This window comes from Nocardioides alcanivorans (assembly GCF_021555175.1).
Classification (GTDB): Bacteria; Actinomycetota; Actinomycetes; order Propionibacteriales; family Nocardioidaceae; genus Nocardioides; species Nocardioides alcanivorans.
Genome location: NZ_JAKGRW010000051.1, coordinates 91741 through 103997, shown reverse-complemented (window position 1 = coordinate 103997; position 12257 = coordinate 91741). Strand labels below are relative to the sequence as shown.

At 68.3% G+C, this 12257-nt stretch carries 9 protein-coding genes and 1 pseudogene; 6 read left to right on the top strand and 4 right to left on the bottom strand.

From position 1 onward, the window contains the following. The first annotated feature begins 160 nt into the window (after positions 1-160). The 6 genes from L1066_RS21960 (at position 161) to L1066_RS21935 (ending at position 5232) form a co-directional block, all read left to right on the top strand. A complete protein-coding gene (locus tag L1066_RS21960; RefSeq protein ID WP_235738514.1) occupies positions 161-745 on the top strand; it encodes a cell wall-active antibiotics response protein in 585 nt (194 codons plus the stop codon). Then, positions 745-1053, top strand: a complete 309-nt coding sequence (locus L1066_RS21955) for a hypothetical protein (protein WP_235738513.1) — start codon at positions 745-747, stop codon at positions 1051-1053. The genes L1066_RS21960 and L1066_RS21955 overlap by 1 nt, the downstream gene beginning before the upstream one ends. 23 nt (positions 1054-1076) lie before the next feature. After that, the gene (locus L1066_RS21950) at positions 1077-1598 is read left to right on the top strand and encodes a YbaK/EbsC family protein (protein ID WP_235738512.1); all 522 of its coding nucleotides are present in this window, start codon (positions 1077-1079) and stop codon (positions 1596-1598) included. A 33-nt stretch (positions 1599-1631) separates the two neighbouring features. Further along, positions 1632-2819: an acyl-CoA dehydrogenase family protein gene (locus L1066_RS21945; protein ID WP_312008525.1), complete on the top strand. Its 1188-nt coding sequence runs from the start codon at positions 1632-1634 to the stop codon at positions 2817-2819. A gap of 68 nt (positions 2820-2887) precedes the next feature. Then, positions 2888-3931 (top strand): LLM class F420-dependent oxidoreductase, encoded by a 1044-nt coding sequence (locus L1066_RS21940; protein WP_235738511.1) that lies wholly within the window; start codon positions 2888-2890, stop codon positions 3929-3931. 293 nt (positions 3932-4224) lie between these two features. Continuing rightward, positions 4225-5232: a TerC family protein gene (locus L1066_RS21935; protein WP_235738522.1), complete on the top strand. Its 1008-nt coding sequence runs from the start codon at positions 4225-4227 to the stop codon at positions 5230-5232. Between the two features lie 22 nt (positions 5233-5254). On the opposite strand, the gene L1066_RS21930 is transcribed toward L1066_RS21935, so the two are convergent. The 4 genes and pseudogenes from L1066_RS21930 to L1066_RS28975 all read right to left on the bottom strand — a co-directional run bounded on the left by L1066_RS21930 (position 5255) and on the right by L1066_RS28975 (position 12231). Continuing rightward, positions 5255-6907, bottom strand: coding sequence for an ABC-F family ATP-binding cassette domain-containing protein (locus L1066_RS21930; protein WP_235738510.1), 1653 nt, complete (start codon positions 6905-6907; stop codon positions 5255-5257). Between the two features lie 205 nt (positions 6908-7112). After that, on the bottom strand, positions 7113-8690 hold the full coding sequence (gene guaA, locus L1066_RS21925) for a glutamine-hydrolyzing GMP synthase (RefSeq protein ID WP_235738509.1): 1578 nt from the start codon (positions 8688-8690) through the stop codon (positions 7113-7115). 208 nt (positions 8691-8898) lie between these two features. Next, positions 8899-10617 carry a GMC family oxidoreductase N-terminal domain-containing protein gene (locus tag L1066_RS21920; protein WP_235738508.1) on the bottom strand — a complete coding sequence of 573 codons (1719 nt, stop codon included), beginning with the start codon at positions 10615-10617 and terminating at the stop codon, positions 8899-8901. Beyond that, a pseudogene (locus tag L1066_RS28975) lies at positions 10617-12231 on the bottom strand (succinic semialdehyde dehydrogenase). Before L1066_RS28975 ends, L1066_RS21920 begins: the two are co-directional and overlap by 1 nt. Positions 12232-12257 lie beyond the last annotated feature (26 nt).

The following is a 12257-nucleotide window of genomic DNA, read 5'->3' as shown; positions in this document are numbered from 1 at the left end:
GCCGCGACGCTCTGCGACGGGAGCAGCGGCTCGGGCGGGGAGCACCCGTCGACCGACGCTGGGCCCGCCGCGCCCTACACCGGCCCCTTTCCCGCCGTGGCGCCCCGGCGCCCCGATCGCCCCGTGACCCGCGCAAGCGCGGCCGATCCTCTTCTGGTTCGTGCTGCCGCTCGTGGTCCTGAGTCTCGGCGTGCTCGGCATCGTCGACGCTGCCGGCGTCGAGGTCCACGGCTCCGCCTACCCGGCACTGGCCCTCGGCATCATCGCCGTCGCACTCCTCGTCGGCGCCTTCTTCGGGCGCGCTGGCGGACTGATCCTGTTGGGCTTCATCGCCACCTTCGGGCTGATCGGTGGCACCGTGGCCGACAGGTGGGACGGCACCCAGGTGCATGCCGCGCCCACCAGCGCCGCCGAACTCGACTCCCTCTACGAGATGAGCGCCGGCGAGATCGTCCTCGACCTCAGCGCGATCCAAGACCTCGAGGAGCTCGACGGACGCAGCATCCGCATCGACGGCGACGCAGGCCGGATCGAGATCCGGATCCCGGTCGACGACCTCGACGTCAACCTCGACGCAGACATCGACGGCGCCGGTGAGATCCGCGCCTTCGACCGCAAGAGCAGCGGGTGGGACCCGACCCTGCGCGCCTCCCACGACGGCGGCGACGCAGTACCCACCCTCGACATCCGCGCCGACCTCACCTTCGGGGAGATCTCGGTCGAGCTGGTGGAGGCGAACCGCTGATGACCGACCCGACCCAGCCGCTCTTCCACGACGACCACGAAAGGACCCGGGTCATGGACACCGACCTCGAGACCCCCGGCGAGACCACGGACTCCTGGAAGCATCCCGTCAACACCGGCCACCTCGTCATGGGGGTCGCCTTCGCCGGACTCCTCGCCGTGTGGGCGCTGCTCATGACCGACACGGTGGCGAACTCCGACATCCGCTGGCTGACGCCCCTCCCCTGGGTCGTCGCCGGGGCGGTCGGCCTGGTTGCCGCGACCCAGAGCAACCTGCGCAAGCGCAAGCGTCGCGAGGGCAGCACCTGAGCCTTGGGTGCCACGATGGGAGCATGCGACTCAGCCTCCTTCCTGCCCTGGATCACCCCGACCTGCTCGGTGCACCCGTCGCCGGCGCCCTCAAGGAGTGGCCGCCGGCGACGCTCGCGCAGGTCGCCGAGATCGATCCCGCGTACGCCGACACCGCGGCCATGTGCGAGGCCTACGAGTTCCCGATGTCCGGATCCGTCAACTGCGTGCTGGTCGCCGGCAAACGCGACGGCCACGAGCGGATCGCCGCCTGCTTGGTGCGCGCCGACACCCGCGCAGACGTCAACGGGGTCGTGAAGCGGACCCTCGACGTACGCAAGGCGTCCTTCCTCCCGATGGACCGAGCGGTGGCGGAGAGCAGCATGGAGTACGGCGGCATCTCGCCCATCGGCCTGCCAGAGGGTTGGCGACTGCTCATCGACAGCCGGGCCGTCGACGTCGAGCTCGCCTGCATCGGTTCTGGGGTGCGGCACTCGAAGTTGTTCCTCCCCGGGCGGGCGCTCGCCGAGTTGCCGCGGGCCGAGGTCCTCGGTCTCGCCACCTGAATCCTGTATTGACAGTGTCACTGTCACTGTTAGATTTCAGGAGACCCGCTCCGACGAAGGGACCTGCCCCGTGAACGACTCCCCCGCCCCCTCTTCGAGGCGGAGCACGAAGACTTCCGCAAGACCGTCCGCACCTTCTTCGAGCGTGAGGTCGTCCCCCACCACGACCAATGGGAGAAGGACGGCATCGTCCCCCGCGATCTGTGGCTGAGGGCCGGAGAGGCGGGCCTGCTCTGCTTCGACGTCGACGAGGACTACGGCGGTGCCGGCGTCGACGACTTCCGCTACAACGTCGTGCTCTCCGAGGAGCAGACCCGAGCCGGGTGCAGTGGTCCGGGCTTCTCGGTGCACACCGACATCATCGTGCCCTACCTCAGCTCGTTGGCCACCGATGAGCAGAAGCGGCGCTGGCTTCCCGGCACCGTGAGTGGCGAGATCATCACCGCGATCGCGATGACCGAGCCCGGTGCCGGCAGCGACCTGCAGGGCATTCGCACCACCGCCGTCGACCAGGGTGACCACTACCTGCTCAACGGCTCCAAGACCTTCATCTCCAACGGCATCAACGCCGACCTGGTGATCGTCGTGTGCCGTACCGATCCGGACGCCGGTCACCAGGGCATCAGCCTGCTGGTCGTAGAACGCGGCATGGAGGGCTTCGAACGGGGCCGCAACCTCGACAAGATCGGCCTGCACGCCCAGGACACCGCCGAGCTCTCGTTCACCGACGTCCGCGTGCCCAAGGCCAACCTGCTGGGCGAGCAGGGCAGCGGCTTCATCTCGTTGATGATGAACCTGCAGCAGGAGCGACTGATCATCGCCGCCCAGGCCGCTGCGGCGTGCGAGCTGATGGTCGAGATCAGCGTGGACTACGCGAAGACGCGCCAAGCCTTCGGCAAGCCGATCGGCAAGTTCCAGCACAACCGTTTCCTGGTCGCCGAGATGGCGACCGAGGCCCAGGTGACCCGCGTCTTCGTCGACGACTGCATCCGCAAGCACCTGAGCGGCGACCTCGACCCCCAAGGCGCCTCGATGGCCAAGTGGTGGGCGACCGAACTGCAGAACAAGCTGGTTACCCAGACCCTGCAGCTGCACGGCGGCTACGGCTACATGATGGAGTACCCGGTCGCGAAGGCCTTCCTCGACAGCCGCATCTCCACCATCTACGGCGGCACGACCGAGATCCAGAAGGAGATCATCGGCCGATCGCTGGGGCTGTGATCAGCCCACCGCGCCCGTGAACGACCACTAACCTCGGAGCAGACTCCCACCACCTCAGGAGAAACCTGATGAAGATCTCCACCATGCTCGCCTACGACGGCAGCCCGCGGCAGGCCGCGGACCAGGTCGTCGCCCTCGAGAAGGCCGGCCTGGACACCGTGTGGGTGGCCGAGGCCTACGGCTTCGACTCCCCCACCCTGATGGGCTATCTCGCCGCGAAGACCGAGACGGTCGAGATCGGCTCCGCGATCCTCAACATCTATTCGCGGACCCCCGGCGCCCTGCTGCAGACCGCGACCGGCCTCGACAATGTCAGCGGCGGCCGGGCCCTGCTTGGCCTCGGCGCGTCAGGACCTCAGGTGATCGAGGGCTTCCACGGCGTGCCCTACTCCAAGCCGCTGGCGCGCACCGCCGAGATCATCGACATCCTCCGCAAGGGGATGCGCCGCGAGCCGCTGGTCAACGACGGCATCATCAACCTGCCGCTCGGCAAGGAGGCCGGCGCGATCACCGGCCTCGGCAAGCCGCTGAAGCTCCTCACCAAGCCCGAGCGTCCGAGCATCCCGATCTATGTCGCCGCCCTGGGACCGAAGAACGTCGAGCAGGCTGCGGAGCTCGCCGACGGTTGGCTCCCGCACCTCTTCTGGCCCGAGCGCTTCAACGAGGTCTGGGGCGACGCGCTCACCGCCGGCTACTCGCGCCGCGATGCGAGCCTGGGCTCCTCCATGGAGATCGTCGCCGGTGGCATGGTCGCGATCGGCGAGGGTCCGGAGACCAAGGCACTCATCGACTTCGCCCGTCCGCTCTTCGCCCTCTACGTCGGTGGCATGGGCGCCAAGGGCAAGAACTTCTACAACGACGTGGCCCGTGCCTACGGCTACGAGAAGGAAGCCGCGGAGATCCAGGACCTCTACCTCTCCGGCAAGAAGAAGGAAGCCGAGGCCCTCGTCCCCACCGAGTGGCTCGAGGCCGCCAACCTGGTCGGCCCCGCGTCGTACGTCAAGGAGCGGATCGCCGCCTTCCAGGAGGCCGGTGTCACCAGCCTCAACGTCCACCCCGTCGGCGACGACCCCGCCGGCATCGTCTCGCAGCTCAAGGAATGGGCCTCCTGACCCGCCCTCTCTCGGGACAGTCCCGACGGGCGATGTAGGGGTCGAACAGGGGGCGTGCGAGGATGTGCGCGCATCAAACTTGGAGGGGAGTATTCCCTTTGCGGTGGCGTCGTCATCACGGTCCAGGCACACCCAGCTGGCCCGGCGCGCCGGTCCGGCCTGACGTACGCCGCCTCACCGACGCGCGCGACAGGCTGGGCGGAAGAGACCTCCGGAGTCCACCCTTGTCGGCGTAGCCTTCTGTCGCGTCGACCATTCCACTCCGGAGGAGACACAACACAGTGAATGCCATCATGGGCGACTCCGTCGCCTCACCACTCGTCTGGGCAATCACCATCGTGGTGCTGGTCGCGGTGCTCGCGGTCGACCTGCTCGTCATCGCCCGTCGGCCGCACGAGCCGACCATGCGTGAGGTCAGTCGCCACCTGGCGGTCTTCGTCGGCATGGCGATCATCTTCGGTGTGGTGCTGTGGATGTTCGCCGAGCCCCACGACCTCTCCCCCAAGCCCGGTCCCGAGTTCTTCGCGGGCTGGCTGACCGAGTACTCCCTGTCGGTCGACAACCTCTTCATCTTCATCATCTTGATGACGAAGTTCGGCGTGCCGCGGCAGTACCAGCAGACCGCCCTGATGATCGGCATCGTGCTGGCCCTGGTCATGCGAGCTGCCTTCATCATCGTCGGTGCCGCCGCGATCAACCAGTTCTCGTGGGTCTTCTACATCTTCGGACTCTTCCTCGTCTACACGGCCATGAAGCTCGCCGGCGAGGGGCAGCACGACGACACGGAGGAGTTCGAGGAGAACAAGCTGGTGAAGTTCGCCGAGACCCATCTTCCGGCGACCAGCGAGTGGCACGGCACGAAACTGACCATCAAGGAGGGTGGCAAGCGGCTGATCACGCCGATGTTCCTCGTGGTCCTGGCTCTCGGCACCACCGACCTGCTCTTCGCGCTCGACTCGATCCCGGCCATCTACGGCCTGACCAAGGATCCCTACCTGGTCTTCACCGCCAACATGTTCGCCCTGATGGGTCTGCGACAGCTCTACTTCCTCATCGGTGGCCTGCTGCAGCGCCTCATCTACCTCTCCTACGGCTTGGCGTTCCTGCTGGCATTCATCGGCGTGAAGCTGGTGCTGCACGCGATGCACGAGAACGAGCTGCCGTTCATCAACGGCGGTGAGCACATCACGTGGGCCCCGGACATCCCGATCTGGTTCTCCCTGATCGTCATCGTCGGCACCCTGGCCGTCACCGCCGTGGTCAGCCTGGCCGCCACTCGCAAGCAGGACGCCCGGGGCTGAGCGACACCAAGCGCAGTCCGCATCACCCCAGTCGCAACTCGGGCCACGACGCCAGGTCCCGCACCAGCTGGCGATCGTGGGTCGCGACCACCACCGCGGCCCCGGTCGCGCACACGGCCTCGGTGAGCTCGTCGACCAGCGCCATGGAGAGGTGATTGGTCGGCTCGTCCAGCACCAACAGCTGGGGGCGTGCCGCGAGCTCCAGGGCGAGATGCAGGCGCCGACGTTGTCCCTCCGACATGCGTCCCACGGGCGTACGGCGGGCCTCCCGGTCGAGGAGGCCCGTGGCACCGAGGGCGACCACCCGGTCGTCGCTCACCTCGCCGGCCGAGACGAGCCGACCGACCTGACGTTCGTGGAGCCGGTCCGCGGTCGCATCGTCGGGCCAGCGCGGCACCTCCTGGATCAGGGCGCCGATGCCGGCGCCGCGACGACGCCAGACCTCGCCGGTGTCCGGGGCGACGACTCCGGCGAGGCACCCCAGCAACGTGGACTTGCCCGCTCCGTTGGGTCCGGTCACGAGCAGCTTGTCGCCGCCGTCGATCTCGAGTGAGATCGGCCGGGCAAGGCGACCGGCGACGGTCACCTCCGTGCAGCGCACCAGCGCGCCGTGGTGACCGGGCAGGTCCGGCCACCGCAACCGTGCCGGGGGCACGGGGACCGTGAGGCGATGCTCCTCGAGTGCCTCCAGGTCCCGGTTGAACGCACGCACGAGGCCAGGCGCCCGGGACTGCCGCTGGTGCTTGCCGGTGCCCTTGTCCGGTCGCCAGCCAGTGCTGAGTCGGTCCCTGGCCTGCTGCGCGGCCTGGGTGAGGCGGCGTTCCTCGACCTGCTGGGCGGCGTACTCCTGCTCCCAGGTCTCCCGCTCCCGACGTCTGCCCTCACGCCAGGAGTCGTATCCGCCCACGTGCAGGTGCGCTCGGCCGTCCTCGGTCGGATCGAGGTCGAGGAACTCGCGTGCGACGTCGGCCAGCAGCGCCCGGTCATGACTGACGAGCACGACTCCCCCGACATGGGAGCGCAGCCGCTCGGTGAGGAAGTCCAGACCCTGCGCGTCGAGGTGGTTCGTCGGTTCGTCGAGCAGCAGGATGTCCGCTGGCGCACCGAGCAGGCAGGCCAACCGCACCCGGTAGCGCTGACCGACCGACAAGGTCGCCAAGGGTCGTTCCCGGTCCCGGCAGGCGTCGAGCGCCTGCAGGGCGATGTCGACCCGGCGGTCGACGTCCCACGCGTCCAGCAAGGTGGCGGCCTCCAGCGCATCGGAGTACTCCTCGGCGGCACCGTCACCGTCCTCGGCCAGGAGTTCGGTGGCACGATCGAGGCGCACCAACGCGGCGTGGGCACGGTGGACGGCCTCGGCCACGAGCGTGCCCACGGTCTGGCCGTCGTGCACCGACATGGACTGGCGGGAGAGGCCGACCGTGCCGACCCGGTGCACCTGCCCGTGGTCGGGCTGGTGCAGACCGGCGAGTACGTGCAGCAGCGTGGTCTTGCCTCGCCCGTTCTCCCCCACGAGGGCAAGCCGCGAGCGCGCGGTGACGGTCAGGTCGAGGTCGGCGAAGAGCTGTCGGCCACCGAGGGTGACGGCCAGCCCTTCTGCACGTAGTTGTGCCGCGGAGCCCGCGGGAAGAAGGTTCGTGGCGGGGCCAAGACGGCCCGGGACGGGGTTGTTCACAGGAGTTCGCTCCAGCTCGTTGACGGAGCCGGGCGCGTGCGATCACGCCGCCCGGCAGGGATCCGGCAGCGGCGGGCAGGGAGGGTTGACTCGATGCACCGCCGGTCAGGCGGTGCGCAACCTCATCGAAGCGATTCCGAGGAACATGGGGACAAGCCTAGGTGCGGGGGCCTGGCCCCCGCACCTCATTTGCACGAGGCTTCCGTCACTCCCACTCGATGGTGCCCGGGGGCTTGGAGGTGACGTCGACGACGACCCGGTTGACCTCGGCCACCTCGTTGGTGATGCGCGTCGAGATGCGCTCCATCACCTCGTAGGGAAGCCGGGCCCAGTCGGCGGTCATGGCGTCCTCCGAGGTGACCGGGCGGATCACGATCGGATGGCCGTAGGTGCGACCGTCGCCCTGCACACCGACGGAGCGTACGTCGGCGAGCAGCACCACCGGCATCTGCCAGATGTCGCGGTCCAACCCGGCGTTGGTGAGCTCCTCACGGGCGATCGCGTCGGCCTCGCGGAGCAACGCCAACCGGTCGCTGGTGACCTCACCGATGATGCGAATGCCCAGCCCCGGTCCCGGGAACGGCTGGCGCCACACCATCTCGGCGGGCAGGCCGAGCTGCTCGCCGACGAGGCGCACCTCGTCCTTGAAGAGGGTCCGCAGCGGCTCGACCAGCTCGAACTCGAGGTCTTCGGGAAGGCCGCCGACGTTGTGGTGCGACTTGATGTTGGAGGTGCCAGCACCGCCGCCCGACTCCACCACGTCGGGATAAAGCGTGCCCTGCACCAGGAAGCTGACCTTGTCACCATCGGCGGCGGCCTCGCCCAGCACGGCGGCCTCGGCACCTTCGAAGGCGCGGATGAACTCGCGGCCGATGATCTTGCGCTTGGTCTCCGGGTCGGTGACCCCCGCCAGCGCGTCGAGGAAGGTCTCCTGCGCGTCGACGACGTGGAGTTTCACACCGGTGGCGGCGACGAAGTCGCGTTCGACCTGCTCGGCCTCACCCTTGCGCAGCAGTCCGTGGTCGACGAAGACGCAGTCCAGACGCTCACCGATGGCACGCTGCACGATGGCGGCGGCCACAGCGGAGTCGACGCCACCGGAGAGGCCGCAGATGGCGCGCCCCGACTCTCCGATCTGCGTCCGGATGCGCTCGATCTGCTCCTCGACGATGTTGACCATGGTCCACGTCTGCCGACAGCCGGCGATGCTGTGGAGGAAGTGCTCGAGCACCTTCTGGCCGTGCTCGGAGTGCAGCACCTCGGGGTGCCACTGGACGCCGGCCAGCTGCCGGCCCACGTGCTCGAAGGCAGCCACCGGCGTGACGTCGGTGGAGGCGAGCACCGAGAACCCCTCCGGCGCGGCGACGACGGAGTCACCGTGCGACATCCACACGTTGTGCTCGGCGGGGATCTCGGCCAGCAACGTGCCGGCCGCGCTCACCTTGACCGGCGTACGCCCGTACTCACGTGCACCGGTGGGAGCGACCTCGCCGCCCAGGGCGGCGGCCATCAACTGGAAGCCGTAGCACATGCCGAAGACCGGAACCTGCGCGTCGAAGATCGCGGCGTCGATCCCGGGCGCACCGTCGGCGTAGACCGAGGACGGCCCGCCGGACAGGATGATCGCCTTGGGGTTGCGCTCCAGCATCTCCGCCACCGGCATGGTGTGCGGGACGATCTCGGAATAGACGCGCGCCTCACGCACTCGCCGTGCGATCAGTTGCGCATATTGCGCCCCGAAGTCGACGACCAGCACCAGATCGTGCTCGGACCCAACGGTCATGGAACAGCCTTTCGACGTACAGCGGGACGTGAGCCGAAGTCTAGTGCTGCAAATGCACCAGGGCCCGGCCGGGGAGGGAGGATGGCCGAGCCCTGGTGGCCCACGCATCTGATGGACAGTGCCTGAGCATCGGGTCCGTCGTGGGAGGGAGCATGACTGACGGACCCGATGACCCAACGATCCGCGTGACGGCGAGTTACGCCGAGGTTCAGCTGACCCCGACGATGGGAAGTCGGAGCGCCGCGGGGGCATCGTCCGGGACCACCGGTTGCGCCGGGCGCACCGGGTCGATCTGCTGGTAGCCGGTGCCGACCGGAGGGCGCAGGTCGGGCTCGCCGTGGTTGGGCCAGAAGGCCATGGCCCGCTCGGCCTGGGCGGTGATCGTCAGCGACGGGTTCACCCCCAGGTTGGCCGAGATGGTCGAGCCGTCGACGATGTGCAACCCCTCGTGGCCGTAGAGCCGCTGGTAGGGGTCGACCACCCCGGACTCGGCGGAGTCACCGATGGTGCAACCGCCGATGAAGTGCGCGGTGAGCGGCATGTTGAACGGCTCCCCGATGGTGCCGCCCGCGGTGCCTCCGCCCATGACGTCGGCCATCCGGCGTACGGCCTCGTTGGCCTGCGGGATCCAGGTCGGGTTGGGGGCGCCGTGCCCCTGCTTCGACGACAGCCAGGAGATACCGAAGGGTCCGGTACGCCGGAAGGTGGTGATCGAGTTGTCGAGCGTCTGCATCACGAGAGCGATGACCGCGCGTTCGGACCAGTGCCGAAGGTCATAGAGCTTCGCGACGTTCTTCTTCTCCTTCCACAGCTCCTTCAGCCAGGTCTGCCAGCGCGGGCCCGGACCGTCGCCGTCGGTGAGCACCGTCTGCAGCAACGACATGGCGTTGCTGCCCCTGCCGTAGCGGACCGGCTCGATGTGGGTGACCTCGTCGGGGTGCCAGGACGAGGTGATCGCCACGCCTTGGGTGTAGTCGACGTCGTCGTTGGGGGCGATGGCACCGAGGATCGCCTCGGAGTTGGTGCGGGTGAGCATGCCGAGTCGGTCGGAGATGCCGGGCAGGTCGCCACTCGCCTTGAGCTTGTGCAACAGTTTCTGGGTGCCGATGGCGGCGGCGGAGAAGATCACCTGGTCGGCGGTGAACTGCTTGACCGCCGAGCGTCGCGACAGCTTTGCCTTGGTCCAGCGGGCATCGATGACGTAGCCACCCTCGGCACGCGGCCGGACCCGAGTGACGGTGGTGAGCGGGTGGACGACGGCGCCGTTGCGCTCGGCCAGGTAGAGGTAGTTCTTGACCAGGGTGTTCTTGGCGTTGTGACGGCACCCGGTCATGCACTCGCCGCAGTTGCGGCACGGGTTGCGATCGGGTCCGGCACCACCGAAGTAGGGGTCGGCCACTCGATCGGCCGGCTGCTGACCAGGGCCACCGAAGAAGACACCGACCGGGGTGGGATGGAACGAGTCGGCGACGCCCATCTCGGCAGCGACCTTCTGCATCACCTCGTCGGAAGGGGTGTGCAACGGGTAGGTGTTGACACCCAGCATCCGCTTGGCCTGGTCGTAGTAGGGCGCGAGTTCGGACTTCCAGTCGGTGATGTGGGCCCACGACTTGTCCTGGTAGAACGCATCCAGGGGTTCGTAGAGTGTGTTGGCGTAGACCAGCGAGCCACCTCCCACCCCGGCACCGGCGAGGATGAGGCAGTCCTTGACCATGTCGATGCGCTGGATCCCGTAGCAACCGGCCTCGGGGCGGAAGAGGAACCGCTTGAGGTCGAAGGAGTTGTCGGCGAAGTCATCGTCGTCGAAACGGGCACCCGCCTCGAGGACGCCCACCTTGTAGCCCTTCTCGGTCAGGCGCAACGCGGAGACCGACCCTCCGAATCCCGAGCCGACGACGAGGACGTCGTAGTGCGTGGCTCCGGACATCAGGCCCTCCCCAGCTTCTTCATGAGGCGTTCGTTGACCTCGAGCACCTTGGCGAAGGTGCGGTTGGACATGCCCGGCACGGGGCGGAAGCCCCAGCCGCGCTGCGTGCCGACGGACTGCACCTCGGTGTAGCGGTGGATGCCCTCGGCGCCTTGGCGACGCCCCGTCCCGGACTGCCTCATGCCGCCCATCGGAGCATCGAGCGAGGCGAACGTGGCGCCGTAGCCCTCGTTGATGTTGACGGTGCCGCACTTGATCTCGCGGGCGATGGCGCGAGCGCGCTTGCCGTCGCGGCTGTAGATCGAGGCGTTGAGGCCGTAGTTGCCCTCGTTGGCCTTGGCGATCGCCTTCGTCTCGTCATGGAAGCGGTAGAGCGAGATGACCGGACCGAACGTCTCGTTGCCGAAGCAGGTCATCTCCTCGGTGACGCCCTCGAGCAGGGTCGGCTCGAAGAAGAAGGGTCCGAGGTCGGGACGGTGGCGGCCACCGGTGAGCACCTTGGCGCCCTTGGCGACCGCATCGGCCACATGGGCCGTCACCGTGTCGAGCTGGTCCTGGGAGATGAGCGATCCCATGTCGGTCTCCCAGTTGTGACCCGGACCGAGCACCATGGCCTCGGTACGCGCCACGAAGCGCTCAACGAACCGGTCATAGATCTCGTCGGCGACGAACATCCGTTCCGTGGAGACGCAGAGCTGGCCGGCATTGGAGAAGGCCGCTCGGGTGGCCCCCTCGGCGGCCACTTCGATGTTGGCGTCACGCAGGATGATGATCGGGTTCTTGCCCCCAGCTCGAGGGAGCAGCCGATCAGCCGCTCCGCACAACCGGCGGCCACTCGCTTGCCGGTCGCCGTGGAACCGGTGAAGCAGACATAGTCGGCGTTCTCGATGATCCGGGAGCCGACGCGCGACCCGGGTCCGGCGACGACGCTCCACAGGTCCTTCGGGAAGCCGGCCTCCTCGAGGAGCCGAGCGCCCAGGAGGGCCGTGAGCATGGTCTGGCTGTCGGGCTTGGCCACGACCGCGTTGCCCGCCATCAGCGCCGGAAGGCCGTCGCACAGCGCCATCGTGAACGGATAGTTCCAAGGGGAGATGATGCCGACGACCCCTTCGGGACCCGGTTGACGTCGATCCGGGTGGCCAGGGGTACGACGCCGGGTCGCCGCTCGGCGTCCAGGTGGCGGTGGATCGTGCGCGCGTAGTATCGCGCGGTCAGCGCGACGTGGTAGGCCTCCAGGTAGGCGTCCTTGCGCGCCTTGCCGGACTCCCAGACGGCGACGTCACAGATCTCCTCGGCTCGGTCGAGCACGAGCTTGTGCAGGCGCGACAGCACCTCGGCCCGGTGGTCGAGGCTGGTGCGCGCCCACGCCGCCTGCGCACGACGGGCCCGGGCGAACGCCTCGAGCACGTCCTCGTCACTCGACTGCGGGATCGACGCCAGTGGCTGGGCATTGCCGGGGCTGTGCCCGACAACGGATTCGCCGGTCGTGGAGAGGATCCGGGACGTGAGCGAGGCGGCGTACTCCGGCTCGAACGCATAGGTTCCGCGCGGGTCGTGCTCGGGGTCGAACGGCGCACCGACGAGCGGCTCCGGCTGAGGGGTCTGCTGGCTCATGCTGCGAGCGTATGCGACCGGCTACT